This is a genomic window from Streptomyces sp. NPDC044044, assembly GCF_056434405.1.
In genome coordinates this window covers 73776-98329 of record NZ_JBWKFG010000002.1, presented here as the reverse complement: position 1 = coordinate 98329, position 24554 = coordinate 73776, and the positions used below count along the sequence as shown (strand labels likewise).

Annotated in this window: 22 protein-coding genes; 8 read left to right on the top strand and 14 right to left on the bottom strand. The window is 70.1% G+C overall.

Features of this window, described 5'->3' with window-relative positions; translation table 11 throughout:
- Positions 1-2 precede the first annotated feature (2 nt).
- The 3 genes from AC07AG_RS06210 to AC07AG_RS06200 are packed head-to-tail and all read left to right on the top strand — an operon-like array spanning position 3 to position 2213.
- Positions 3-773 carry a sirohydrochlorin chelatase gene (locus tag AC07AG_RS06210; protein WP_478752399.1) on the top strand — a complete coding sequence of 257 codons (771 nt, stop codon included), beginning with the start codon at positions 3-5 and terminating at the stop codon, positions 771-773.
- An 11-nt stretch (positions 774-784) separates the two neighbouring features.
- Positions 785-1642: an SCO6745 family protein gene (locus tag AC07AG_RS06205; RefSeq protein ID WP_478752397.1), complete on the top strand. Its 858-nt coding sequence runs from the start codon at positions 785-787 to the stop codon at positions 1640-1642.
- A 46-nt stretch (positions 1643-1688) separates the two neighbouring features.
- Positions 1689-2213 carry a GNAT family N-acetyltransferase gene (locus AC07AG_RS06200; protein WP_478752395.1) on the top strand — a complete coding sequence of 175 codons (525 nt, stop codon included), beginning with the start codon at positions 1689-1691 and terminating at the stop codon, positions 2211-2213.
- 6 nt (positions 2214-2219) lie between these two features.
- Here AC07AG_RS06200 and AC07AG_RS06195 read toward each other — a convergent pair whose 3' ends face one another.
- From AC07AG_RS06195 to AC07AG_RS06180, 4 genes are all read right to left on the bottom strand, one after another.
- Positions 2220-3263 carry a ketopantoate reductase family protein gene (locus AC07AG_RS06195; RefSeq protein ID WP_478752392.1) on the bottom strand — a complete coding sequence of 348 codons (1044 nt, stop codon included), beginning with the start codon at positions 3261-3263 and terminating at the stop codon, positions 2220-2222.
- Positions 3264-3295: 32 nt separating this feature from the next.
- Positions 3296-3679 carry a nuclear transport factor 2 family protein gene (locus AC07AG_RS06190; RefSeq protein WP_478752390.1) on the bottom strand — a complete coding sequence of 128 codons (384 nt, stop codon included), beginning with the start codon at positions 3677-3679 and terminating at the stop codon, positions 3296-3298.
- Complete coding sequence (locus AC07AG_RS06185; RefSeq protein WP_478752388.1) at positions 3672-4235, bottom strand: DUF1697 domain-containing protein; 564 nt, start codon at positions 4233-4235, stop codon at positions 3672-3674. The genes AC07AG_RS06190 and AC07AG_RS06185 overlap by 8 nt, the downstream gene beginning before the upstream one ends.
- Before the next feature lie 81 nt (positions 4236-4316).
- Positions 4317-5525 carry a S8 family peptidase gene (locus AC07AG_RS06180; protein ID WP_478752386.1) on the bottom strand — a complete coding sequence of 403 codons (1209 nt, stop codon included), beginning with the start codon at positions 5523-5525 and terminating at the stop codon, positions 4317-4319.
- A 369-nt stretch (positions 5526-5894) separates the two neighbouring features.
- Between AC07AG_RS06180 and AC07AG_RS06175 the strand changes: the two genes are divergently transcribed.
- On the top strand, positions 5895-8159 hold the full coding sequence (locus AC07AG_RS06175) for an MMPL family transporter (protein ID WP_478752384.1): 2265 nt from the start codon (positions 5895-5897) through the stop codon (positions 8157-8159).
- 114 nt (positions 8160-8273) lie between these two features.
- Here the strand turns inward: AC07AG_RS06175 and AC07AG_RS06170 are convergent, their stop codons facing one another.
- From AC07AG_RS06170 to AC07AG_RS06160, 3 genes are all read right to left on the bottom strand, one after another.
- On the bottom strand, positions 8274-9242 hold the full coding sequence (locus AC07AG_RS06170; RefSeq protein ID WP_478752382.1) for a CDP-alcohol phosphatidyltransferase family protein: 969 nt from the start codon (positions 9240-9242) through the stop codon (positions 8274-8276).
- Positions 9243-9465: 223 nt separating this feature from the next.
- Positions 9466-10686: a macrolide-inactivating glycosyltransferase gene (mgt, locus tag AC07AG_RS06165; RefSeq protein WP_478752380.1), complete on the bottom strand. Its 1221-nt coding sequence runs from the start codon at positions 10684-10686 to the stop codon at positions 9466-9468.
- 85 nt (positions 10687-10771) lie between these two features.
- Positions 10772-11218, bottom strand: a complete 447-nt coding sequence (locus AC07AG_RS06160; RefSeq protein WP_478752378.1) for a MarR family winged helix-turn-helix transcriptional regulator — start codon at positions 11216-11218, stop codon at positions 10772-10774.
- Between the two features lie 81 nt (positions 11219-11299).
- Between AC07AG_RS06160 and AC07AG_RS06155 the strand changes: the two genes are divergently transcribed.
- The gene (locus AC07AG_RS06155; RefSeq protein ID WP_478752376.1) at positions 11300-12400 is read left to right on the top strand and encodes an ABC-2 transporter permease; all 1101 of its coding nucleotides are present in this window, start codon (positions 11300-11302) and stop codon (positions 12398-12400) included.
- Here AC07AG_RS06155 and AC07AG_RS06150 read toward each other — a convergent pair.
- The gene (locus AC07AG_RS06150) at positions 12298-14547 is read right to left on the bottom strand and encodes an MMPL family transporter (protein WP_478752374.1); all 2250 of its coding nucleotides are present in this window, start codon (positions 14545-14547) and stop codon (positions 12298-12300) included. The two genes, AC07AG_RS06155 and AC07AG_RS06150, sit on opposite strands and share 103 nt — an antisense overlap.
- Before the next feature lie 215 nt (positions 14548-14762).
- On the opposite strand from AC07AG_RS06150, the gene AC07AG_RS06145 reads away from it, so the two are divergent.
- A complete protein-coding gene (locus AC07AG_RS06145; protein WP_478752372.1) occupies positions 14763-16010 on the top strand; it encodes a sensor histidine kinase in 1248 nt (415 codons plus the stop codon).
- Positions 16007-16735, top strand: coding sequence for a response regulator (locus AC07AG_RS06140; RefSeq protein WP_478752370.1), 729 nt, complete (start codon positions 16007-16009; stop codon positions 16733-16735). Before AC07AG_RS06145 ends, AC07AG_RS06140 begins: the two co-directional genes overlap by 4 nt.
- Positions 16736-16797: 62 nt before the next feature.
- On the opposite strand, the gene AC07AG_RS06135 is transcribed toward AC07AG_RS06140, so the two are convergent.
- The 3 genes from AC07AG_RS06135 to AC07AG_RS06125 are packed head-to-tail and all read right to left on the bottom strand — an operon-like array spanning position 16798 to position 19858.
- Positions 16798-18102, bottom strand: coding sequence for an ABC transporter substrate-binding protein (locus AC07AG_RS06135; RefSeq protein WP_478752368.1), 1305 nt, complete (start codon positions 18100-18102; stop codon positions 16798-16800).
- Complete coding sequence (locus AC07AG_RS06130) at positions 18102-18938, bottom strand: carbohydrate ABC transporter permease (protein ID WP_478752366.1); 837 nt, start codon at positions 18936-18938, stop codon at positions 18102-18104. The genes AC07AG_RS06135 and AC07AG_RS06130 overlap by 1 nt, the downstream gene beginning before the upstream one ends.
- Positions 18935-19858 (bottom strand): carbohydrate ABC transporter permease, encoded by a 924-nt coding sequence (locus tag AC07AG_RS06125; RefSeq protein ID WP_478752364.1) that lies wholly within the window; start codon positions 19856-19858, stop codon positions 18935-18937. The genes AC07AG_RS06130 and AC07AG_RS06125 overlap by 4 nt, the downstream gene beginning before the upstream one ends.
- A gap of 180 nt (positions 19859-20038) precedes the next feature.
- Here AC07AG_RS06125 and AC07AG_RS06120 point away from each other — a divergent pair, with 180 nt between their 5' ends.
- Positions 20039-20893, top strand: coding sequence for a phosphotransferase enzyme family protein (locus AC07AG_RS06120; RefSeq protein WP_478752362.1), 855 nt, complete (start codon positions 20039-20041; stop codon positions 20891-20893).
- A gap of 99 nt (positions 20894-20992) precedes the next feature.
- Here AC07AG_RS06120 and AC07AG_RS06115 read toward each other — a convergent pair whose 3' ends face one another.
- The 3 genes from AC07AG_RS06115 to AC07AG_RS06105 form a co-directional block, all read right to left on the bottom strand.
- Positions 20993-21718, bottom strand: a complete 726-nt coding sequence (locus AC07AG_RS06115; protein WP_478752360.1) for an exonuclease domain-containing protein — start codon at positions 21716-21718, stop codon at positions 20993-20995.
- A gap of 125 nt (positions 21719-21843) precedes the next feature.
- The gene (locus tag AC07AG_RS06110; protein WP_478752358.1) at positions 21844-23085 is read right to left on the bottom strand and encodes an SAV2148 family HEPN domain-containing protein; all 1242 of its coding nucleotides are present in this window, start codon (positions 23083-23085) and stop codon (positions 21844-21846) included.
- 103 nt (positions 23086-23188) lie between these two features.
- Positions 23189-24508: a copper amine oxidase gene (locus AC07AG_RS06105; RefSeq protein ID WP_478752356.1), complete on the bottom strand. Its 1320-nt coding sequence runs from the start codon at positions 24506-24508 to the stop codon at positions 23189-23191.
- Positions 24509-24554: the final 46 nt, after the last annotated feature.

Sequence of the window (24554 nt, the reverse complement as noted above, 5' to 3'; positions counted from 1 at the left end):
CCATGTACGGCCGTCCCACCCGCCCCGTCCTGTTCGTCATCGCCCACGGCAGCCGCGATCCGCGGCATGCCGCGACGGTGCGCGCCCTGGTGCGCCGGGTGCGGGAGCAGCGGCCGGGGCTGCGGGTGGAGACGGGCTTCCTCGACTTCGACTCGCCCTCGGTCCCCGAGGTCCTGGAGTCCCTGGACGCCGAGGGGGTACGCGACGTGATCGCTCTCCCCCTGCTCCTCACCCGGGCGTTCCACGCGAAGTCGGACATCCCCGCGGCCCTGAGCCAGGCGCCGTCCCGCCTGCGCATCCGGCAGGCGGGGGTGCTCGGCCCCTCGCCGCTGCTCCTGACCGCTCTGGACCAGCGCCTGTACGAGGCGGGCCTCACGCCCGCCGACAAGTCCTCGACCGGGGTCGTGCTGGCCTCGGCGGGGTCATCGGACCCGGAGGCGATCGCAGTGATCGCTGAAATCGCGCGGGAGTGGCGGCACACCGGTTGGTGCGCCGTGCGGCCTGCGTTCGCCTCCGCATCTCTGCCCCGCACGGAGGACGCCGTGCGGGAGCTGCGCGACCTGGGTGTGCGGCGGGTGGCGGTGGCGCCTTACGTCATCGCGCCCGGTTTCCTGCCGGACCGCATCGCGCGGGGCGCGGCCGAAGCGGACGTCACGGCCCAAGTGCTGGGCCCTTCGGACGGGTTGGCGCGGCTGCTCGTGCAGCGCTACGAGGAGGCACGTGCCGAGTCCGGTGCGGTCGGGCGGGTGGCGCGGGTTCCCGTGCTGGCCTAGTTTGTGGGTTCATGACCCTTACCAGATCCCGCACGCTCTGGCTGCGGACCGAGCCCCTGCACGCAGTGATCTACTTCGAGGAGCACTGCCGCGATCTGGGCAGGGCGCTTGGCCTCAAGGGATTCTGGATGGGCTATTTCGCGGCCCGCACCGCTCCCATGGGCCCGGTCGAGTCGGGCCCCGCGACGGCCGCGCTCGGTGTCTTCTCCCCCGGCATGGTGGCGCGGGCCCTCCCCTCCGCCTGGCAGTACGTGTCGCCGGGCCGGATCGTGGAGGAGCGCGCGGCCTATACGGCGCGGGCCCTGCGCGCGCTGGTGCCTGGCATCGACGACCAGGCCATCGCCCTCTGTCCGCCCCTCGCCGCGATGGTCGACGACGCCCCGTCGCTCGCCCGCCCGCTGTTCACGGCCAACCGTGACGTGAGCGAGCGATCCGACCCGGTGCAGCGGCTGTGGCAACTGGTCACCTGCGTGAGGGAGTTCAGGGGCGACGCGCATGTCGCCGCGCTCGCCGACCACGGCCTCGACGCCTGCGAGGCACTGGTGCTCGCCGCCGCCACGGGCCGCGTGGACCCGGACACCATCCGGCACGACCGCGGGTGGAGCGAGCAGGACTGGACCCACGCGGTGGACCGGCTGCGCGGGCGTGGCCTGGTGGACGGTGACGGGCACATCACCGAGCGCGGCCGCACGGAGCGGGAGTTGATCGAGGACGACACGGACCGCCTGTCGGCTCGTCTGCTGCGCCCGCTCGCCGCGCGGGACGCCGACACGCTCCTGGCGGCGCTGGAACGTCCGGTGCGGCACATCCTGTCGGCGGACGTCGTCCCCTTCCCCAATCCCATCGGCCTTCCGCAGCCCACGGGTTAGTCAATCCGGTTGCCGAAGTACCGTTCCTGCCCCTACCGTCACGCCGATGACCCCCGTACTCCGTTCCGAGCGCCTGAGCCTGACCCCCTATGCCGCCGCCGACGAGGAGCAGTTCGTCTCGCTCCTTCAGGACGAGGCCGTGGGCCGCTGGTTCGGGGACGGGATGCAGAGCGTGGAGCAGACCCATGCCCTGTTCCGCCGGATATTCGGCCTCGTGTACGCCGAGAACCAGTTCCCGGTCTGGGCCGTGCGGCACGAGGGGAACTATGTCGGCCACGCGGAGATCAAGCCGTCGCCCGAGAAGTGGCTCGACGGCCACGAGATCGTCTACGGCCTCTTCCGGGGCAGCTGGGGCAAGGGTCTTGGCACGGAGCTGGCCCGGCTCCTCACCACGTACGGCCATGAGACCTTGGCCCTGACCGAGGTGCACGCGACGGTGGACGCGCAGAACATCGCGTCCCTCACCGTCCTCAAGCGCCTCGGCTTCACGCAGGGCCGCGAGGTCCCGGAGGACAACGGCCGCACCACGCTCCTGATGACGTCGGTGCTCAGCCGAGGGACGCGCGGCTGAAGGTGCTCAGCTGACTGCCGCCGCCCTCTCCGCTGCCGCCTTCTCCTCTGCCTGCGCCACGAGTCCCAGCAGTTCGGTCACCGGCATCGACCCCGCGTCGCGCCGCTCGCGCGCGAACGCGTTCGCCACGCCCTGCAAGGTGTCGTTCACCGGCGTCGGCACTCCGTGCAGGCGGCCGAGCAGCGCGATCTCGCCGTTGAGGTAGTCCGCCTCGATGGTGCCCGTGCCCCGGCTCAGGCTCTGCCAGGACGAGCCCGCGCCGCGCTCCGCGCCGCCGTCGAAGGGCTCGAAGCGGACGCGGTCGCCACGGGCCTCCTTCTGCTCCTGCTCGCTCACCGCCTCGATGCCGGCGGCGGCGAGCACCGCCTCGCCCTCGGCACGGGCCCGCCGGTAGAGCGCGATGGCCTCGTTGCCGCTGAGCACGCCCGTGACCGCCTCGATGGAGTTGGCCAGGTTGGCGAGCAGCTTCCCGTACTTCCAGCGCATCACGTCCGCCACGACGGGCGAGAGCAGCTTGGACTTCTCCAGGTCGGCGGAGACGAGACGGGCGGTGTCGTCCGTGCCCTTCGGGTAGCGGCCGAGGTGCAGGATGCCGGTGTAAGGGGCACCCGCCGCGGAGACCGAGCCCGGTTCGACATGGGTCGCGGGCAGCCAGACGCACATCCCGTACACCCTGCGGAAGCGGCGCAGCGCGATGCGCTCGCTCTCCACGCCGTTCTGCGCGCAGATCAGCGGAAGCACCTCGCCCGCTGTTCCGCCGCCCGCCACCGGGCGCCCGCTCCAGGCGTCGAGAGCGGCCGCGCAGTCCTGTGTCTTCACGGCGAGGAACAGCACGTCGTCCGCTCTCAACTCGCCCAGTTCGGCGGGTGTTTGGACGACGGGCAGGCGGTGGGTCACCGTCCCTTCCGACGTCCTGACCCGCAGCCCGCTCTCCCGTACGGCCTCGTAGTGCGCACCCCGCGCGACGAGGACCACGTCGTGTCCGGTCTCGGCGAGGCGTCCACCCACGGTGCCGCCGATCGCCCCTGCTCCGATGATGATGTAGCGCATGGATCCGAGCCTCGCACATCACCCCGCGAGGATCAGGCTTCCGGCGGCGCTTCCACGCTGAACGGCGTCCCCTGGTGGAACCAGAGCAGCCACTCGCCCTCGTACAGCCGCCACAGCGAACTGCGGTGCGCCAGACGGCCGTTGCTCTCGGTGTCGAAGGTGAGGTGCACGACGCCCTCGGCGAGCTGTACGCCCCGCATCCGCGAGGTCATGATCGGGCGGCCGGTCCTGTTCGCGCTCTCGGCCAGGGCCTTGATGATCGACGCGCGGTCCCAGTGGGTGCCCGATGTGCCGAATTCGGTGAACTCCGGGTGCAGCAGCTCCCCGAGCAGCTCGGGCGACGCGCGGACCTCGGGGGCGAGCAGGCGCAGTTCGGCCTCGATGGCCGCGTCGACGGCGGGCGTGCGGTCAGCCACGGCTCTGCTCCTGCGTCAGCTCCACCAGCTTGGAGACCGTGTTCCAGTTGCGGGAGGTGGCGACGACGCCCTTGAACAGGGCGGGACGCGACAGTGCCTCGCCCAGTTTGGAGCGGCCGAGGCCGTCCGGGGCGTAGAGGTAGAGGGCGCGGTCGCCGAGCCGGAACTCCTCGGGCAGGAAGGCCGCCTGGTCGAGCGCGTCGAGCCGGGAGGCGTCCACCGGCTCGGAGAAGTACGTGACGTGCAGCTGCTTTCCTTCGAGCGTGGCCGCGGGGAAGGGGCAGGCGTCGGCGACGGCCTTCAGATACGCGCCGTCGCGCACCAGGACGTCCACGTCGAAGCCGAAGTGCCGCTCGATGGCCTCGCCCACCTTCGCGGCCAGGGCGTCCTCGTCGGCGGCCTCGCAGGTGAAGACCGCGTTGCCGCTCTGCAGATGGGTGCGTACGTCGCCGAATCCGAGATCGGAGAGGAGTGGGCGCAGTTCCCCCATCGGGAGCTTTCTCTTGCCGCCCACATTGATGCCGCGCAGCAGCGCCGCGTATGCCTTGACCGTCATCCGCACACCATAGGACGGCCGTCGCACCCCGTGGGGGTGGGCGCGACGGCCGTCGGTTCAGTGGGTGTTGCCCGGCAGGTGTTACTCGACGACCTTGAGCAGCTTGTTGGGCGTGCCCTCGCTCGGGTTCGAGATCTTGTCCGGGGTCGCACCGTCGGTCAGCGCCTTGGCGACGGCGTCCGGCTTGGCGTCCGGGTGGGCCGCGACGTAGATGGCGGCGGCGCCCACGACGTGCGGGGTCGCCATCGACGTGCCGGAGATGGTGTTGGTGGCGTCGTCATCCGTGTTCCAGGCGGACGTGATGTCCGAGCCCGGGGCGTAGATGTCCACGACCGAGCCGAAGTTGGAGAAGTCCGACTGCTCGTCGTCCTTGGTGGAGGAGGCGACCGTGATGGCTTCCTTCACGCGGGACGGGGAGCCCTGGCCGGCGTCCGAGGACTCGTTGCCGGCCGCGACCGCGAAGGTGACGCCGGAGGCGATCGCCTTCTGGACCGCCGCGTCGAGGGCCTCGTCGGCGCCGCCGCCGAGGCTCATGTTGGCGACCGAGGGGCCCTCGTGGTTCTTGGTGACCCAGTCGATGCCCGCGACGACCTGCTCGGTGGTGCCGGAGCCCTGGTCGTCAAGGACGCGGACCGCGACGATCTTCGCCTTCTTGGCGACGCCGTGCGCCTCACCGGCGATGGTGCCGGCGACGTGCGTGCCGTGGCCGTTGCCGTCGTCCGCGTTGTCGTCGTTGTCGATGGCGTCGAAGCCGGACGTGGCGCGACCGCCGAAGTCCTTGTGGCTGACGCGGACGCCGGTGTCGATGACGTACGCCGTGGCGCCCTCACCGGCCGCGTCCGGGTACGTGTACTTCTTGTCGCCCGCGGTGTCCGCCTGGTCGACGCGGTCCAGGCCCCACGACGGCGGGTTGTCCTGGGTGGCGTCGATGCTGAACTTCTTGGACTGGACGACCTTGCCGACGGCCGGGTCGGCGGCCAGGCGCTTGGCCTCGGTCTCCGTGAGGCTCTTGGCCGAGAAGCCGTTGATCGCGGACGAGTAGTTCCGCTTCAGCTCGCCGCCGTACTCCTCGGCGAGGTCGGACTTGGCGCCCTTGTCGGCCTTCTCGTCGAGCATGACGATGTAGCTGCCGGAGACGGCACCCTTGGCGTCGGCTCCGTAGACCTTGCCCTCGGCCGGGGTTGCCGCACCGGCGAACGAGGTGGCGAAGACGGTGACGCCGACCGCGGTGGCGGTCGCGGCTATCGCCGAGACGAGCTTCACCGAGCGTGCACGCTTGTGTGTTGCCATGAAGAGGGATCTCCTCGTGGTGATGTGGGGGGATGTGGGGGGTTTTCAAAACTTCACTGCAACGACCCTTGAGATCCGGAAGATCTCCGGGCGTTGGGACGAAACCATGTCTGATTGACGCGCGCAGATCAATACCTACATGCACCTGTGACTTGTTCAACAAGGTTCTGTAATAACAAAACGGGCCCCCGTCGGCAGATCGGACACCGCACGGCCCCATCCCTCAAGTCGTCATAGATGTAAGGGGCTTGTGACGGCCTGACTCCTTCTTCACGAGGAGGGCCTCCGGTCCGCAAGGAGGAGAGCGCGCCCGCCCGGTTCACCGGCCAGCACGACGAGCGACTCCCCGCCCCGCCCTAGCTTCGAGCCATGGGGAATCAGAGCATGCGAGTACGGGGGATAGCCGCCCGTGCCGGCGGATGGAGCGCCAGGCACCGATGGGCGGCCGTGGGCATCTGGGTGCTCTTCGTCGTCGTGTCCATGGGGATCGGCTCGGCCGTGGGCCGTACCGACGTCGACCAGAACGATCTCAAGGGCGAGATCAACCAGGCGACACAGATCGTGGACGACGCCGGAATCAGGGAACCGGTCGGCGAGAGCGTCCTGATCCAGGCGAAGGAGCGTGGCGGCAACGCACTCAAGGCGACCGATCCACGCTTCCGCCGGGCCGTCGACGACGTCATGAAGTCGGTCACGGCCACCGGTGAGGTGACGGCGGTAACGTCACCGTACAAGAGCGATTCGGTCTCCAAGGACGGCCGCAGCGCCCTGGTGCGGTTCGACATGCGCGGTGACGACGAGACCGCGGGCGACCGGGTGGGGCCGGTCCTCGACGCGGTCGGCAAGGTGGCGGACGCGCACGAGAGCGAGGGGCTGCGGATCGAGGAGATCGGCGGCGCCAGCATGCAGAAGACGTTCGACGACGCCTTCGGCAAGGACTTCCAGCAGGCGGAGTACTCCGCGGTGCCGGTGGCCTTCGGCATCCTGCTCATCGCCTTCGGCGCGCTGGTCGCCGCACTGCTCCCGGTGGCACTCGCCGTCACCGCGATCATGGCGACGATGGGCCTGATGGCCTTGGTCAGCCAGTTCCAGCCGATGAGCGAGACGGCGAACTCGGTGATGCTCCTGGTCGGCCTCGCGGTCGGCGTCGACTACTGCCTCTTCTATCTGCGGCGCGAACGCGAGGAGCGCGCCAAGGGCCATGACGCGCGGACCGCGCTGAGCATCGCGGCGGCCACCAGCGGCCGGGCCGTGGTCGTCTCGGGCATCACGGTGTGCGTGGCGATGGCGGGCATGCTGTTCACCGGCATCGGCGAGTTCGAGGCGATGGGCGTCGCCTCGCTGATGGTGGTCGCGGTCGCCATGGTGGGTTCGGTGACGGTCCTGCCCGCGCTGCTCTCGCTCCTTGGCGAGCGGGTGGAGAAGGGCCGCGTGCCGTTCCTGCGGCGCAAGGAGCGGGCGGGCGGCGTGCCCAGAGAGAGCAGGCTGTGGCGCGCGGTCGTCGGCCGGGTCCTGAAGCGTCCGGTCGTCTCGGTGGCGGTCGCGGCGGGCGTCCTCGCGGCGATCGCGCTGCCCGCGCTCGGCATGAAGACCCAACAGCTGACGCTGGACCAGGAGTTCGGCGACTCGCTGCCGATCGTGGCGACGTACGAGCGGGTGAACGAGGCGTTCCCGGGCGGCTCGGAACCCGCCGAGGTCGTGGTGAAGGCCGACGACATCGAAGCGGCTCCGGTGCGGGCGGCGATCGCCGACTTCCGTGAGCGGGCGGTGAGTTCGGGGGCGTCCAAGGGGCCGGTCGACGTGAAGGTGCACAAGAGCGACGACGTCGCGTTCCTGACCGTGCCGCTGGTCGGCGGCTCCGACCAGGAAAAGGCCGAGAAGAGTCTCGATCTTCTACGGGACGAGGTGCGGCCCGCGACACTCGGCGAGGTCGACGGGGTCGAGGCGCCGGTGACGGGTCAGGTGGCCGGGTCGAAGGACTTCAACGACCAGCTCTCGTCGTCCGTCCCGCCGGTCTTCGCGTTCGTGGTGGTCTTCGCGTTCGTGCTGATGCTGTTGTCGTTCCGCTCCCTGACGATCGCGGTCACGTCGATCGTCCTCAACCTGCTGTCGGTGGGAGCCGCCTACGGAATCCTGGTGATGGTCTTCCAGCACGGCTGGGGCGCTTCGCTGGTGGGCGCCGAGGGGGTGGGCGCGATCATCGCGTGGCTGCCGCTGTTCCTGTTCGTGATCCTGTTCGGCCTCTCGATGGACTACCACGTGTTCGTCGTGTCGCGGATCCGGGAGGCGCGGCTCCAGGGGCGTACGACGAAGGATGCGATCAGCCACGGCGTGGTGACCACGGCGGGCGTCGTGACGAGCGCGGCCGTGATCATGGTCGCCGTCTTCGCGATCTTCGGGACGCTGTCCATGCAGTCCATGAAGCAGATGGGCGTCGGCCTCGCGGCGGCGGTCCTGATCGACGCGACGGTGATCCGGGGCGTGCTGCTCCCGGCGGTGATGGCGCTGCTCGGGGAGCGGAACTGGTATCTGCCGCGGTGGCTGAGGTGGCTGCCGGACTTCACGCATGACGAGTCCTCCGTGGAGGAGGCGCCGGTGTCCCGGCCCGGGGAGCGGGTCCGGGTGACGGGCTAGAACTTCCCGGCCGGGCTGGAGACATCCAGCCCGGCCGGGAAGCTTCAGCCCGTCCGGCGTCCGAGGACGAACTCGGCGAGGCCGGTGATGAACGGCGCCAGGCCCCCGGCCCGCCTACGCCGCAGCGATCAGCTTGCGCTCCTCGAAGGAGTCGATCGTCCGCGTGAAGTCCCGCGTCGACAGCAGCAGCTTGTAGATGATGGCCAGCTCGAAGACGAGGAGCAGCGCGCCGGAGACGATCGTCGCCGGAAGCACCACGTCGAACAGCGGGCCGATCATGAAGACGCCCATCTGGAACTCGATGCCGCTCACCAGGTGCGTACGGATCCGGTGCCGCAGCAGGAAGGACCGCGCCCGCAGGTAGGCGGGGAACTTGTGGCGGAACTCCTGGTGCAGGTCGATGACCTGGCGCTTGGACACGGGCTGCGGGGCCTCCGGGGTCTCCGGAACGCCCTGCTCCGACTGCGCCTTCTGCATGTCCTGCTCGATGTCGGCCTCGGGGTTGTCCCGGAGGAGGTCCTCCATGAAGGCCAGCTCGGCTTCGTTCTCGGCCCGGCGGGCCGCCCTCATGCGGACCTTGATCTGCTTGCGCATGGTGTGGCGGATCTTGAAGATCTCGAGCCCGTTGATGTAGCGCAGCGTGTCGAGGGCGACCACGGCGACCGCGGCCCAGATGTAGAAGGCATCCCCGGTGCGGTGGAACTGGCCGCCCATCAGGGCCACCGCGCACGCCATCACGCGGATGCGGTCGAAGACGAAGTCGAGCCACGCGCCGAACACCGAACCGGTGCCGGTGAGGCGGGCGACCTTTCCGTCCATGCAGTCGAGGATGAAGCTGAAGTGGTAGACGACGGCACCGGCGACCAGCCACTGCCAGTCACCCATCGCGAAGAACGCCGCGGAGACGAGCCCCAGCAAGAACGCGCCCCAGGTGATCTGGTTGGGCGTGATTCTGGTCCGCATCGCCGTCCACCGCACGAGCGGCGTGGCGACCGGATCGACCAGGATCACGGTCCACCACGCGTCGCGCTTCTTCTGGGTGATGCGGCGCACCTCGTCGAGGGGCGGTATGTCTCGTCGCATGGGGGTCAACTTCCTGGCGTTCGCGGAACGTTCACCTCACGCTAAGAAGACTTTGGTTCAAGGAACAAGAACCTGAGCGTGCAACCTTTGGTGGGGGGTAACGGTCAACCTTTCAGGACGAGTCAATACCTATGCCAGAACCACCCTGCGTTACCTGAGCGTTACCGAATGACCGGGTCGTAACAAAAATGACCAGTTCGTAACAGAATCGCTTCACGGAGTGTTACGCCCCGGCCCTCCCTGCCGCCTTCGCGAGCTCCTCCTCGATCAGGTCGGCCGCCCTCTTCGTGCCGCCCTCCCCCGCCATCCCGGCCTGCACATCGGCGAGTCGACGCGCCACCTCCGGGTCGCCGACCAGGTCGAGCACGGCCGCCCGCAGCGTCTCCGCGGTGGCCTCCTCCATCGGTACGTGCCGGGCCACCCCGAGCCCCTGGAGCATGTCCGCGTTGCCGAACTGGTCGACGGCCTGCGGCACCGCGACCATCGGCGTCGCGGTGGCGAGCCCTTCCTGGCTGCCGCCCGCGCCGGCGTGCGTGATGAAGGCGTCGGCCTGCTTGAGGACCGCGAGCTGCGGCACCCACTGACGCACCTCCACATTCCCCGGGACGTCCCCCAGTTCACTCGCCTCGACATGCTTGCCGACCTGCAGCACGACATGCCATCCGGGCAGATCCCCGAAGGCCTTGACGCACTCGCGGTAGAAGCCGGGCTGCTTGGTGAAGGACGAGCCGAGCGAGACGAGCAGCACCTTCTGCGCACCGGCGGGACGCTCCCAGTCGCCCTGCGCCGACCGGTCGCCCTGGCAGGCGCCGACGAACGTGTGCACCGTCTCGTCGACCCGGTCGGCGTTCGGCTGGAACGCCTTGGGGATCAGGACGAGCGAGCGCGGCGGGCGCCCGACGAAGGGATCGGGGTGCTGACTGATCCCGTTCTCCTCCAGCCAGGCATGGAAGCGCGCGTAGTAGGCCTGGCCGCGCTCGGTCTCCTTCAGCTCGGCGTACATCGGCTCCGCGACCTCTTCCTCGTACCCGTCCCAGGCCACCAGGTTCGGCGAGAGCGAGACCTCGGGCACACCCCAGCGGCGGGCGAGCACGCGCGCGGGATAGGAGGTGATGTCATGCAGCACGAGGTCCGGCTCGTCCCCTTCGTACGCCGCCGCCAGCTGCGGCAGCGTCTCGATCGCCTCGGTCAGGAACGGCTCGATGTTGTCGATCAGTTCGGTCCCCCACGCCTCCGGGTCGTCGTCCGGGCCGGGCAGTGTCGTCGTGAAGAGGACGGGCTCCGCGCCGGTCTCGGCGACCTTCTCCTCGAAGAGGTGCGGGATCGCGTACGTGACGCGGTGGCCGCGGGCGACGAGCTCGCGGATCACTTCGAGGCTCGGGTTGACGTGCCCGTGCGCGGCGATGGAGAACATGGCGATATGGGCACGCTGGCGTGTGGTCATGCCCAGACCTTAGGCGAGACGAGACGTCTCGTGCAACTCTATTGCCGGATCCGCTCGGCCCACCTCACCTCCGGAGCCGCTCGGCCTACTCGACGTCGAGACCGCTGCGCGACGCGGCGTCGTTGTAGCGCAGCAGACACTCGGCGAACTTCTCCAGGTCCGGCCCGCTCCACTCCGTGAGCCGCTCCTGGAAGGCGACCCGGCGCGCGTCGGTGACCTGCGCGAGCACCTCGATGCCCCGGTCGGTGAGGTGCAGCACGTGCACCCGGTGATCGGTCGGATCGAGACGCCGCTCCACCAGACCGGCCTTCTCCAGGGCGCCCACCTGCCTGCTGATCGTGGACTTGTCCAGCGTGTAGTGCGCCGCGAGATCGGTGGCCCGGCACCCGCCCTGGTACTCGAGGTGACTCAGGAGCGTGTACGACACGAGCGAGAGCTCGGGGTGCATCCGCGCGGCCGTGGCGCGGGCCCGCCGGGCGAACGCCGTCATCTCCCGCTGAATGATCTCGATGGACACGTCCCGGTCGGCCACGATTTCTCCCTCTCCACGAATGGTTGTAGAGTACAACACCGAGAATAAGTGTATAAGCCAACCATTTCGAGAGGTCTTCCGATGACCGCCACCTCGGCGCCCGCCCACAAGGCACATGCCGGCCCGGCACCCGCCCTTGGACCGCTCCGCCACGTCCTCCTCCACCTGGTGACGCCCCTGCTGATGTGCCTGGGCATGGGCCTCGCCTACATGGGCGCGTTCGTCACGCCTCAGCCGCACGACCTGCCGATCGCCGTCGTCGGATCGGGTGAACAGACGCAGGCCCTCGCGCAGACCGTGAAGGACAAAGCGGGCGACGCCCTCGACGTACGGACCGTCGGCTCACGCGCCCAGGCGGTCGACGAGCTCAAGTCGATGGACATATCGGGGGCCTACGTCCCCGACGCCAAGACCCCCGAGGTGATCGTGGCCACCGCGGGCTCCGACATGAGCGCCATGGCGGTCGAGAAGATCTTCACGCCGGCCGCGGCGGAGCAGGGCGTCCCGCTCAAGGTCAGCGATGTGGCACCGACCGTCGACGACGACCCCACGGGGCAGGGCCTGTTCTTCCTGCTCGTCGCGGTGAGCATCGGCTCGTACGCGTCGGTGGCGGCGCTCGGCGCCGCCGGGGCCGGGATGCGGATGCGGGCCCGTGCGGCGCTCGCCGTCGGCGTCTCGTTCGCCGTGAGCCTGATCGGCGCCGCGCTCGCCGGGCCCGTCTTCCACCTGGTGCACCAGGGCCTGTGGGGCGTGTGGGCCATGGCGTGGCTGTACTCGGCCGGCATCCTCTTCATCGGCATCGGACTGCACACGTTCCTGAAGCGCTGGACGACGCTGACGATGATGGTCCTCTTCGTCATGCTCAACTTCACGTCGTCCGGCGGTCTGTTCAGGCCGGAGCTCCAGAACGGCTTCTTCGGTTCGCTGCACGCCTTCTGGAACGGCGCCGGATTCGTCGAGGGCATCCGCGGCCACCTGTACTTCGGCGGCCACGGCGTGGCCGCACACGTGTGGACGCTGGCCGCGTGGCTGCTGCTCGGCCTGGTGATCACCGGCATCGCGGCCCTCTGGGAGCGGCGTCAGCGGACCGTGGTGGCCCCGTCCGTGACCGGCGGCGACGTGGGCACCGGGTCCGAGCGGGAGGAGAGGGAGGAGGAGATGGAGGAGTCGGTCGCGGTGTGACGGCCCCTGCGGTCCGCCGACGTCCGGCTCGACCTGCGCGGCCACCACAGCCCGCGGCCGAGGATCGCGGCGAGCGCGGGCACGAGGACGAGGGAGAGCACGAGCGAGGACAGGACGATCCCGAGGCCGGTGGCGAAGCCGATCTCCTGGGTCGCGGGGCTCGCGGCCAGGCTGGCGAAGGAACCGGCGAGCACGATTCCGGCCGTGGCGACGGCGGGCGCGGTGTGCCGCACCGCCTCGGCCACGGCGTGCCTTGCCGGAACCGGCTTCTCCATCTCCTCCCTGATCCGGTCGGTGATCAGGATGTTGTAGTCGGTGCCGAGGGCGACGACGAACAGGAAGAGCACCAGGGGCAGCGTGAACGAGACCCCGGTCCTGTCGAGGCCGTGCTGGAAGACCAGCGTGCTCGCGCCGAGCGTGGCCACGAACCCGAGCCCCACGGCGATCAGCAGCACGACCGGGGCCAGCAGGGAGCGCAGCAGCAGGAAGAGGATCACCGCGATCAGCAGGGCCGCGACCGGGAACACCAGGCGCAGGTCCTTCTCCACGGCCGTCGAGATGTCGGCGAAGAGCGCGGCCGTTCCCGTGACGTACGCATCGGTGCCCTCCGGGGCGGTCCGCGCCACCGTGTCCCTGACGGGTCCCGAGACCAGGTCGCGTGCCTTCTGCGTGTCGGACTCGACGCTCAGGAACAGATCGAAGCGTGCGGCCGTGCGGTCCTTGCTGAGCACCGGTTCGCCGACCTCCCCGACGCCCTCCGCCTTGCCGAGGGCGCGGGTCATCCCGGTGAGTGAACTCCCCTTGATGTCAGAGCCGTTCGTGCTCCGTACGTACACGCTGTGCGGGTCGGAGACGCCCGCGGGCAGGCTGCGCGATATCTGCTCCGCCGTCCTGACCGACGCGGTCTCGGGCAGGCCCTGCTGGTCGTAACTCATCTTCATGCCGACCGCGCCCGCGCCGAGGACGCCGAGCAGCACCAGGCTGCCAAGGGCGTACCGCACCGGCCTGGCGCTCACCGCGTGCCCCAGGCGTGCGCTGACGCCGCCGGTGCGCTCCTTCTTCCAGGCACGTGCGGGCCAGAACATGCCGCGCCCGAGCAGGGCCAGAAGCGCGGGCATCAGCGTGAGGCTGGCGAGGAGCATCACGAGTACGGAGATCGCGATCGCGGGGCCGAGGACCCGGAACTGTCCGAAGCTCGCCAGGCCGAGGGTCGCGAAGGCCGCCACGATCGTCAGGGCGGCGGACGTGATCGCGTTGCCCACCCGCCCGGTCGTCTCGGCCGCGGCCGTCCGGGCGTTCTGCCCGGGATGGTTCCGCAGCTGCTCCCTGAAGCGGAACATCAGGAAGAGGAAGTAGTCGATGCCGATTCCCAGGAGCACGACGCCGATCAGCGAGGGGGTGGACGGGTCGAGGCCGATGCCGAAGAGCTTCGCCGCGCCGACCACCGCTCCCGACGCGACACCGCCGATCAGCGCCACCGCGATCAGCGGAACGAACGCGGCCGCCAAGCTGCGGAACACCAGCACGTTCAGGACGACGATGAGGCCCATCGTCAGCATGCCGACGACCTTCCCCGTGGATTCCTCGGCGTCCGTGTTGTCCACCGTGGAGGCTATTCCGCCGGTGAATCCCACCCGTAGGCCGTCGGCGGCGAATTCATGCTTCGCGCCGTCACGGAATTCCTTGTAGACGTCCTGCAGACCGGGGTCGTTGGGGTTTCCGTCGAGCGAGACCGTGAGCAGCCGGAAACTCTTGTCCGGGGCCACGGCGCCCGGCGCGACGCGCGGGGTCTGGGAGTGGTCCTTCATGAGCGGCTCGGGCTTCGGTGCCACGATCCGCTCCCGGCCCAGGCCGGCCGCGGTGGCGGCGATGTGCCGCTGGTCGCCCGCCGTGAGCCTGCCGCCGTCCTCCCTGGCGACGAGCACGGTCAGGGCGTTGGGGTCGGGCTTGGTGCCGAATTCGTCCTCCGCGATGCGCAGCGCGATGGCCGAGTCGTATTTCTTGGGCAGGAAGTCCCCGGCCTGCGAGTCGGTGACGTCGTACATCATCGTCTGCCCCACGAACGACAGTGCCGCTCCGAGGATGGTCCAGACGACGACCGTCAGCCATCGATGTCGGGTGGAGAACGAGGTCAGCTTGCGGATCATGCCAACAGGTCATCACGCGGGGCCCCTTGAGAGCGTCGGCCGCCGGAAGGGCACGCACCCCTGACCCTGGTCCGGTACTTCGCCGCGGGCAGTACTCCGGTACTGGGTGGAAGAACCGCCCCTGCGGCCATTCATGGCCGCGTGCGCCGGGATGTAATGGGGCGTGAAGGCGGGACGACAGGGCCCGCCGAACCGGCTTTCCTGGAGGCGCCCGGATGGGCCGCGACTTCTTCCCTCACGTTCCGCCCACGGGCGGGGCGCGGCCGACGCCGGGGGACGTGGCGGTCGCCGTCGTCGCGGTGGGGCTCGACGTACTGGCCTACCTCGCCCCGGGCGAGGAGGGTCCGGGGGCGCCGGTCACCGTGCTCGGTGTCCTGCTGGTCGCTTCCTCCGTGCTCCCGTTGCTCTTCAGGCGCCATCACCCCCTGCCGGTGCTCGGCGCGGTCCTCGTCGTGCAGCTGGCCGTCAATCTGGGGCTCGTCGTCGACCCGGGCGCCCCGATGTCGAACAGCTACGGAGGTGCCGTCGCGGTGGCGCTCTACACCGTGGCCAGGTACAGCGGGCGGCGCGCCGTGGCGCTGGGTGTCGTGGCGACCGCGCCGGTGCAGCTCGTGCGGTATCTGCACAACGACATACCGTTCCTGGGGATGGGCCTCACCGATGTGATGCTCACGCCCTGTCTCATCGTCGCCGTGGGCCTGGCCGTGCGGCAGTGGAAGCGGCAGCTGGACATCAACCGCACGCTCCTCGCCGACCGCGCGGTGACCGAGGAACGGCGCCGCATCGCACGGGAGCTCCACGACATCGTGGCCCACCACATCACCACCATGTACCTGATGTCAGGCGGCGCCAGATCGACCCTGGACCGCGATCCCGAGACGGCCCGCGAGGCCCTGGTGACCCTGGAGGAGTCCGGCCGCACCGCGCTGCACGAGATGCGGCAGCTGCTCGGGGTCCTGCGCAGCACCGACACCCTGGAGGAGACGCCGTCGGAACCCCAGCCGGGGGTGGACGGCATCGAGCGGCTCGTCGCCGATTCGAGCGCCGCGGGTCTGCCGGCCGAACTCCACGTCACCGGGCGGCCCGTGGCGCTGCCGATGACGGTCGGCCTCACCCTCTACCGCATCGTCCAGGAGGCACTGACCAACGCCCGCAAACACGCGGGCCCCGCGGCCCGCGCCACGGTGCGGCTCGCCTACCTCCGGGACCGGGTCACCGTCGAAGTGACCGACGACGGCACCGGTGGGGGCTCCGGCGTCGGCTCCGGTGGCGGCAAGGCACCCGGCGGGAGCGTCGAGGGCGGTGGATACGGTCTGCTGGGCATGCGGGAACGCATCGCTCTGCACGACGGTTCACTGCGTGTCGGAAGCCGTGCGGAAGGCGGGTTCGAGGTGGTCGCCAGCGTGCCGCTGCCCACCGGCACGTACGAGACCGGCACCTACGAGAAGGACGGGACCCGATGACATCCTCCGCCGAACCCGAACCCGAACCCGCGCCCGGGGCCGAGCCCGACGGCATCACCGTCCTCATCGCGGACGACCAGCCGCTGGTGCGCCGTGGCCTGTCCCTGATCCTGCGCTCGGACCCCGCCATCCGGGTCGTCGGCGAGGTGGGCGACGGCGAGCAGGCCGTCGCGTCGGCCATCGAACTCCGCCCCGACGTGGTCCTGATGGACATCCGCATGCCCGTCCTGGACGGTGTCAGGGCCACCGAGCGGCTGACCGCCGAGCTGCCCGGGTGCCGGGTCCTCGCGCTCAGCACCTTCGACATGGACGAGCACGTGGTGGGTGCGCTGCGGGCGGGGGCCTCGGGTTTCCTGCCCAAGGACGTCTCCCCCGAGGAACTGGTGGCCGCGCTGCGCACCGTCCACCGCGGCGAGTCCGTCGTCGCCCCGCGGCTGCTCACCCGGCTGCTCGCCACCTTCGTGACCCCGGCTCCCGCATCGCACCCGCCGGCCACGGACCTCGCCGGGCTCACCCCGCGCGAGGTCGACGTGCTGCGCCTGATCGCCGCGGGCCTCGACAACACCGAGATCGCGCAGCGGATGGAGATCGGCGTCCAGACCGTGAAGAACCACGCCACCGGCATCTTCGCGAAGCTGGGCGTCCGTGACCGCGCGCAGGCGGTCATCGCCGCGTACGAGTCGGGGCTCGTGCGGGCGGGACAGGGGAACGGGGCCCGTCCCTGAGGCGCCCCGTCCCTGAGATGCCCCGTCCTCAGGCGCCCCGTCCCTGAACTCCCGGCGGCGGCCTACCGCTGGTACCTCTTGAGCACCAGATTCCCGTCCTTCACCAGACGCTTCCTCAGCTCACCAAGGCCGATCGCCCCGCTGTAGTACTCCTGGAGCGCCGGGGTGGCGACCTTGTCCTTCCACTCCGGATACCCCCGCACCGACTGGGCGGGCGCCGGGCGCAAGTGCTCCGCGAGCGCCGTGCCCGCCGCCCAGTCGTCCTTCTTCGTCCGCAGGGCGGGATCCCTCAGGGCCTCCGTGCCCGTGGGCAGCATCCAGTCGCCGCGCGCGAGTTTCACCATGTTGTCCGGCTGCAGGAAGAAGTCGATGAACTCGGCCGCCTCCTTCTTGTGCGGGCTGTCCTCGGAGACGGACAGGGTCTGCGGGCTGACGCCCTGCGCGAGCCCGTCGGACCCGGCCGGTGCGGGAAGCACCTGCCAGTCGAAGCCCTTGGGCGCCTGCTGGACGATCTGCTGGCGGTAGGAGAAGCCGAGCGGGACCATCGCGTACTTGCCGCCGAAGAAGCCCGGCAGGGTGTCGGAGCCGCCCATGCCCAGCGTCGTGCCGGACGCGCTCCTGTCGGTGTTGACCTGGTCGTGGACCGTGCGCGGCATGATCTCGTCGGCCGCGTCGAAGCGGACGTCGACCTTGCCGTCATCACCCCGGTGGAACATCTTTCCGCCGGTCGAGAGCGAGAGGTTGAGCGTCGCGGACACCGGCTCCTTGAGCGGCCAGGCCACCCCGTACTTCCCGTCCGTGCCGTCGCCGAGTTCCTTGCTGACCGACCGGAACTCCTCCCAGCTCCACGGCTTTCGGGGCGTGGGAATCCGGACGCCCGACTCCTTCAGCCACTTCGCGTTGGCGATCAGGACGCGCGGCTCCTGGAGGAACGGCACTCCATAGACCTTGCCCCCGAAGGTCGTCGTCTCCCAACTGCGCTTCGGGATGTCGGACTTGAGCCGCTCGGGGAGCAGATCGCCGATGTCCGCGAGATAACCGCCGTACGCGAAGTCGGCGAGGTCGTCCGAGGCGTCGTGGATGATGTCCGGCGCCTCTCCGCCCTCGAAGGAGGTGAGCAGCTGGTCGTGAACGCTGTCCCAGCTTCCCTGTACGTACTCGACCTTGACGTCCGGGTGGGTGGCGTTCCACTCCTTGACGAGCGCCTTGTTGGCGTCGACGGACTCCTTCTGCCAGGCCAGGGACTGGAACTGAAGGGTGATCTTCCCGTCGTCGTCCCCGGAGTCACCGCTGCAGCCGGTGAGCAGCAGCGCGAGAGCCGCGGTGACAGCGGTGGCGGTGGTCGCGAGGCGTGGTGCCGTGCGCATCAGGCCTTCACCGCCCCTGCCAGCATGCCGCCCGTGATCCGCTTCTGGATGATCGCGAAGATGACGAGCGAGGGGATGGTCGCGAGGAACGCCGCCGCGGCGAGCGGCCCGAGGTCCGCGACGCCCTCGGTGCCGATGAAGCGGTTGAGGATGACCGGCAAGGTCTGCTTCTCCGGGGTCTTGAGCAGGACGAGCGCGAAGAAGAACTCGTTCCATGCGGTGATGAAGGCGAACATCGCCGTTGCGACGATGCCGGGGGCGAGCAGCGGCGCGACGACCGAGACGAACGTACGCACCTTGCTCGCGCCGTCGACCGCCGCCGCCTCCTCCAGTTCGGTGGGCACGGCACGGACGTACCCGACGAGCATCCACAGCGCGAAGGGCAGCGACCACACCACATAGACCATGATCAGGCCGAGCAGCGAGTTGATCAGGTGCAGGTTCTTCAGGATCAGGAACAGCGGGATGATGATCAGGACGAAGGGGAACGCCTGGCTGATCACCACCCAGCCCGTCGCCGCCTTCGAGACGCGATTGCGGTGCCGCGCCATGACGTACGCCATGGGGGTCGCGATGACGACCGCGATCAGGGACGCGCTGAGCGCCGCGATCAGGGAGTTGGCCGCGGCCTGGAGCAGCGGTTGCTCGTCGAAGGCCTGCCGGAAGTTCTCCAGGGTCGGATCCTTGGGGATCCAGGTGGGATGCAGGCTGCCCAGTTCCCGCGCGGGCTTGAAGGCCGTGGAGATCAGCCAGAGGAACGGGAAGGCGAGGAAGACGAGATAGGCGGCGAGAGCCGTGTACTGCGCGGCGCGCGTGGACTTCTTCGTACGCATCATGCCTCGTCGCCTCCCTTCAGGCGGCCGACGAGGTAGAAGGCGAGGATCACCGAGATCACCGCGACCATCACGCAGCCCATGGCCGCGGCATAGCCGAACTGGCCGTAGCGGAAGGCTTCTTCATAGGCGAAGAGCATGGGCAGGCGGGTGCGGCCGCCGGGGCCGCCCTGGGTCAGGACGTAGACCAGGGCGAAGGAATTGAAGTTCCAGATGAAGTTGAGCGCCGTGATGGCGAGGGCGATCGGCTTGATCGCGGGCCAGGTGACGGTGCGGAAGCGGCGCCAGGCGCCCGCGCCGTCCATCGCGGCGGCCTCGTGCAGCTCGCGCGGGGTGTTCTGCAACCCGGCGAGCAGCGCGACGGTGGTCTGCGGCATGCCGGCCCAGACGCCGACGACGATGACGGCGAAGAGCGCCGTGGCCGTCCCGGTCAGCCAGTCCTTGCCCTCCCCCAGGCCGAGGTTGGAGAGCGTCTCGTTGAGTACGCCCGCGTCCGGGTGGTAGACGAGCCGCCACATGATGCCGACGACCACTTCGGGCATCGCCCAGGGGATGATCGCGAGCGCCCGCGCAAGCCAGCGCATCCGCAGCGGCTGGTTGAGCAGGAGGGCGAGGCCGAGCGCGAGGAAGAACTGCGGCACGGTGACGCCGAACGCCCAGATCAGACCGATCCGGAACGAGTCCCAGAACAGCGTGTCGTGCAGCAGGTCCTGGAAGTTGAGGGCGCCGACCCACTGGGTCGGCTCGGTGCGGCCCGACTGCGAGTCGGTGAACGCGAGCGTGATGCCGTAGAGGAGCGGGCCCACGCTGAGGATCAGGATCGGGATCAGCGCGGGCAGCACCAGGAACCAGGCGCCGTGGTCCGCGCCTCTGCGGGCGGACGCGCCTTTCGCTGACCGCTTCGTTGCGGTCGCCAATGTCACTGAATCGGCTCCTTTGGGCGGCTCATCGGGGTTTGGCCGCCCAGGCGGCCCCCGTCATCGTGCTGATGGGATCTTGATACGTCAAGCAGCTGCGCAGGCTCCGCAGCCGCTTGGCCTGTGCGAATGGGAGACTGTGCCTGCAGACGTGGCGGACGCAGCGAGCGGTGCGGGAGGCAATGGATGGACGAGGCGCGGGCACGGGACGTACTGAGCGCCGCGGGTCTCGATCGGGACGCGGCGCTGCTCGCGCTCGGCGAGAACGCGGTGTTCGGCAGTGGCGGGTCGGTCGTCAAGGTCGGGCGTGCGGCGCCGGAGCTCCTGGACCGCGCGCGGCGGGAGTTGCGGGTCGCCCGGTGGCTTGAGGAGTCGGGTGTGCCCGCGGTGCGGGCGGCCGAGGAGGAGCCCCGCCTGGTGGACGGGCATCCGGTGACGGTGTGGCACCGGCTGCCGGATGCCGTGCGGCCCGCCGAGCCGCGTGACCTCGCCGCGCTCCTTCGCCTCGTGCACGCGCTTCCCGCGCCCGGGTTCGAGCTGCCCCGGCGCGAGCTCCTCGGCGGGGTCGAGCGGTGGCTGCGGCTCGCCGGCGACGCGATCGACGTCGAGGACGCGGACTATCTGCGGGAGCGCAGGGACGGGTTCGAGGCGGCGGCATCGGCGCTCACCCCCCGCCTTGCTCCCGGACCCATTCATGGCGACGCTCTCCCCCGGAATGTCCTTGTGGGCGCGGACGGTCCGGTCCTGGTGGACCTGGAGACCTTCTCCGCCGATCTGCGGGAGCACGATCTCGTGGTGCTCGCGCTCTCGCGGGATCGCTACGGACTGCCCGCCGACGCCTACGACGGGTTCGTCGCGGAGTACGGCTGGGACGTGCGGGAGTGGGAGGGGTGCGCGGTGCTCCGGGGCGCCCGGGAGACGGCGAGCTGTGCGTGGGTCGCACAGCACGCCCCCAGCAATCCGAAGGCCCTGGCCGAGTTCCGCCGTCGGGTGGCCTCGCTCCGGGACGGGGATCCGGCCGTGCGGTGGTATCCGTTCTGAGCCGTCGCCGCTGATCCCGCCGGTGCCACTGCTCCTCACCCCGCGACGGCCCGGCGGTCCGACGGCCCGGCGGTCCGACGGCCCGGCGGTCCGGCGGCCTCAGACGCCGGACGCGCTGAACTCCTCGCGCAGCGGCCACGTGCCGTCGATCACCGCGTCCGTCTCGCCCTTCTTCCGCAGGAACTTCTGGAAGTCCGCCGCCCATTCCGCATACCAGTCGATCTGGCGGCGGTGCAGCTCCGCGGGGCCGAACGCGGCCAGCTTGGGGTGGCGGTCGGCTATCGCGGTGGCGAGGCGGGCCGCTGCGAGGGCGTCCGACATGGCGTCGTGGGCCGACTCCAGGAGCACGCCGTACTCCGTGCAGACCGCCTCCAGGTTCCGCTTGCCCTTGCGGTAGCGCTCGACGGAGCGGTCGATGGTGTACGGGTCGATGACCGGGGCCGGTTGTGCGCCGCCCAGGCGCTCGCGCAGGGACGGCAGGCCGTGCCTGCGCAACTCCGCGGAGAGCAGGGTCAGATCGAAGGTCGCGTTATAGGCCACGACCGGGACGCCCGACTGCCAGTACGACACGAGCACCGCCGCTATCGCGTCGGCGACCTCGGCGGCCGGCCTGCCGTCCGCGGTGGCCCGTTCGTTCGAGATGCCGTGCACCGCCACCGCCTCCGCGGGGATCTCGACCCCCGGGTCGGCGAGCCACTCCCTGCGGCCCAGCGTCTCGCCGGCTCTGACCTCGATCACCGCCGCCGTGACGATGCGCGCCTCGCGCGGGTCTGTCCCCGTCGTCTCCAGGTCGAACCCGATCAGCAGCTCCCGGTGCCAGCCCATGGCCGCCCCCTTCTCTGTGGTGCTTTCCCCCATTGACCACCACGATCCCACGCGCCACTGACAATCCGAGGCGCGCGTTCCGCTTGCCGCCCCGGGCGGCTCAGGAGGCGGGCCAGGAGACGGGCTCAGGAGACGGGCCGCGAGTCCGCCCAGGCCAGCTCGAACTCCTCCCGGTACGTCTCGAAGAGTCCGCCCTCGTCCGGCTCGTCCGCCTTGACCACCCGGCGGCCGCCGCGAAGGACGAGCACCGGCGCCTCCATCCCGCGCGTCCTGCGCAGGTACGACTGGACGACCGCGATGCCGTCCGCGCCGTCCCCGTCGACCAGATACGCGGTGAAGCGCGGCGTCTCGTCGAAGACGTGGATCTCGAAGGCGCCCGGATCACGCAGCCTGGCCCGCACCCGGCGCATGTGCAGGATGTTCATCTCGACGCTGCGACTCAGCTCGCCCCGCTTCAGGCCCAGTTCGCGCTCCCTGCGCTTGACCGCGCTGCTCGCCGGGTTGAGGAAGAGCAGCCGCACCCGGCAGCCGGACTCCGCCAGGCGCACCAGACGACGTCCGGAGAAGTTCTGGACCAGGAGGTTCAGGCCTATCCCGATCGCGTCGAGGCGGCGGGCCCCGCCGAAGATGTCCTCGGCCGGGAACTGCCGCAGCAGCCGCACCCGGTCCGAGTGGACGCCCACCACGTCGGCGTACCGGTCGCCGACCAGGGACTCGACGGCGTCGATGGGCAGCCGGCGCACGGAAGGCGTGTCGGTGCCCGTGCCGAGTATGTCCAGGAGCTTGGCCGACGCGCGCTCCGCCTGGGCGAGCACGGCGGTGGACAGGGCGCGGTTGCGCGACACGACGTTCCGGGTCACTTCCAGCTCGTCCAGAGCGAGCTCGACGTCCCTGCGGTCGTCGAAGTACGGCTCGAAGCACGGCCAGTGCTGCACCATCAGCTCGCGCAGCTGGGGCAGCGTGAGGAAGCTGAGGACGTTGTCGTCGGCCGGGTCGAGCAAGTAGCCCTTGCGGCGGCTCACTTCGCGTACGGCGACGGCCCGCTGCACCCACTCCTGCCCCGCGGGGCCTGCGGCGGCGACCACCCAGTCGTCGGCGTGGACGGGTTCGTAGATGGGTCGCAGAACAGCGGCCACGACCGCGCGCAGCCGCTGCTCCACGAGATTCAGCCAGATGTAGGCCCGCCCGGCGCGCTGGGCGCGCGTGCGCACCTCGCGCCAGGCGTCGGCGCCCCAGTCCAGTTCGGGTCCGATCTGAGATCCCATCTCCATCGGCCGCGCCAGGGACACCGCTCCGGGCGGGCCGTCCGCGGAACTCCCCTCGTGACCCTCGTCACCAGGGGGCAGTTCCCGCCCTCCCGAGCTCACCCAGCGCACCCCTTCCGCTCCCCCGAGCACTCCCCCGTTCAACGATCAAGGAAGGGTACTCCGGGAGCGGCGGGCGGTGCAGCCGGATGGCAAGGGTGGATTCTCAACCACCCAGCGGCGGCTGCCCGTTCTGGCCGGCGAGGTCCTGCGGAGTGAGCGGACTCATAGCGGTCACGTCGCGCGCGGCCAGCGAGAAGCCCTGCCAGTGGACCGGCATCGGCTGCTGGTCCTCGTCACGGGCGATGTGGTGGAAGCCGACGTGGACCCAGGTGACCGGGTGCGTCAGGGACTGACCGTTCACCCACTTGTCGACGCTCGTCGGTGCTCCGTTGGCGCACCCCGGGTTGTTGCTCGCGTACTGCTCGCACTTCTTGTACTCGGTGAAGTACACGTCGTGCTTGGTGAAGGGGCGTCCGGCGTGCTTGGTGCTGGGACCCGGCACGATCTCGTACGAACGGGGGTGACCGTCCGCGTTCTTGCCCGCGCCGCTGACCACGCGCCACCAGCGCATGTCCTTGCGGTCACCGGCGAGCTCCTTGGTGACCTTGGTGCGGGTGGTCTTCGTCTTGGGGCTGCCCTGGCCGGTGGGCGGGGTGACCTTGGAGTCGTACTGCTCGACCTTGGCCTTCGGGGAGCCGTCCAGGCCGAAGTTGAGCCGCCAGAAGACGTTGTGGGCGTGGCTCTCGGCCTTGGCCTGGTCGCCCTTGCCGATGGGCCAGCCGCGGCCGTCGCCGCCGTCGTAGTCGAACGGCGAGAGGCTGCCGGTCGCGCCGACCTGGGAGGTGATGGTGCCGTCCGAGGAGAAGCGCCACTCGGTGATGTACTCGTACCAGGAGGCCTTGTTCACGGTGTAGACGAGCAGGTCCTTGCCCTGGCCGGTGTAGACCTTGCCGTTGCCGCCGGTGCTCGCGTCGTCGTTGAGGCGGTACGCGTGCCCACGCGCGCGCGTGGTGGTGCACAGCCCCTTCACGTCGCCCCGCTGCGGGACCTTCACGGTCTTGATGGTGCCGCCGGGACACTCGTCGGGGTTCAGGTTCTGCAGGGCCTGGCCGAAGTCGGTGCCGGTGACGTCGTCGTACTCGGCCTCGCCGTCGTCGTAGGGGACGTGGACCTGCGCGAGCCGGGCGCTGGTCAGGACGGGTATCGGCTTCTCTTCCCCCTTGGGCTGGTAGCTGATCTTGTCGAGGATCAGGCCGGACAGCGAGTTGTAGTGCCAGCACATGCGCCAGGTCGTGCCGCCGTCGACGGTCTGCTCGATCTTGTAGGCGTCACTGCAGTCGGCGGCCGCCGCGGCGGGGGCGCTCGGCGCCTCGGGGGCGGCGGATGCGGGCGAGGCGGCGGTGATCGCGCCGCCGATCAGCGCGGCGACCGAGAAGGCCATGGTGGCCTTCTTGCGGGCGCGCGAAAGTCTGTTGACGTGCATTGCGGTGTGAACTCCCTCGTACGAGGAGAAGCTGAAGTGTGGTGTC

Excerpts from the sequence above, each read along its gene's own strand:
- AC07AG_RS06150 (WP_478752374.1), bottom strand. The coding sequence starts at position 14,547 with ATGATCCGCAAGCTGACCTCGTTCTCCACCCGACATCGATGGCTGACG.
- AC07AG_RS06155 (WP_478752376.1), top strand. The coding sequence starts at position 11,300 with ATGACCGCCACCTCGGCGCCCGCCCACAAGGCACATGCCGGCCCGGCA.
- AC07AG_RS06130 (WP_478752366.1), bottom strand. The coding sequence starts at position 18,938 with ATGATGCGTACGAAGAAGTCCACGCGCGCCGCGCAGTACACGGCTCTC.
- AC07AG_RS06180 (WP_478752386.1), bottom strand. The coding sequence starts at position 5,525 with ATGGCAACACACAAGCGTGCACGCTCGGTGAAGCTCGTCTCGGCGATA.
- AC07AG_RS06115 (WP_478752360.1), bottom strand. The coding sequence starts at position 21,718 with ATGGGCTGGCACCGGGAGCTGCTGATCGGGTTCGACCTGGAGACGACG.
- AC07AG_RS06185 (WP_478752388.1), bottom strand. The coding sequence starts at position 4,235 with ATGACGGTCAAGGCATACGCGGCGCTGCTGCGCGGCATCAATGTGGGC.
- AC07AG_RS06140 (WP_478752370.1), top strand. The coding sequence starts at position 16,007 with ATGACATCCTCCGCCGAACCCGAACCCGAACCCGCGCCCGGGGCCGAG.
- AC07AG_RS06145 (WP_478752372.1), top strand. The coding sequence starts at position 14,763 with ATGGGCCGCGACTTCTTCCCTCACGTTCCGCCCACGGGCGGGGCGCGG.
- AC07AG_RS06105 (WP_478752356.1), bottom strand. The coding sequence starts at position 24,508 with ATGCACGTCAACAGACTTTCGCGCGCCCGCAAGAAGGCCACCATGGCC.
- AC07AG_RS06210 (WP_478752399.1), top strand. The coding sequence starts at position 3 with ATGTACGGCCGTCCCACCCGCCCCGTCCTGTTCGTCATCGCCCACGGC.
- AC07AG_RS06200 (WP_478752395.1), top strand. The coding sequence starts at position 1,689 with ATGACCCCCGTACTCCGTTCCGAGCGCCTGAGCCTGACCCCCTATGCC.
- AC07AG_RS06195 (WP_478752392.1), bottom strand. The coding sequence starts at position 3,263 with ATGCGCTACATCATCATCGGAGCAGGGGCGATCGGCGGCACCGTGGGT.
- AC07AG_RS06175 (WP_478752384.1), top strand. The coding sequence starts at position 5,895 with ATGGGGAATCAGAGCATGCGAGTACGGGGGATAGCCGCCCGTGCCGGC.
- AC07AG_RS06135 (WP_478752368.1), bottom strand. The coding sequence starts at position 18,102 with ATGCGCACGGCACCACGCCTCGCGACCACCGCCACCGCTGTCACCGCG.
- AC07AG_RS06205 (WP_478752397.1), top strand. The coding sequence starts at position 785 with ATGACCCTTACCAGATCCCGCACGCTCTGGCTGCGGACCGAGCCCCTG.
- AC07AG_RS06170 (WP_478752382.1), bottom strand. The coding sequence starts at position 9,242 with ATGCGACGAGACATACCGCCCCTCGACGAGGTGCGCCGCATCACCCAG.
- AC07AG_RS06120 (WP_478752362.1), top strand. The coding sequence starts at position 20,039 with ATGGACGAGGCGCGGGCACGGGACGTACTGAGCGCCGCGGGTCTCGAT.
- mgt (WP_478752380.1), bottom strand. The coding sequence starts at position 10,686 with ATGACCACACGCCAGCGTGCCCATATCGCCATGTTCTCCATCGCCGCG.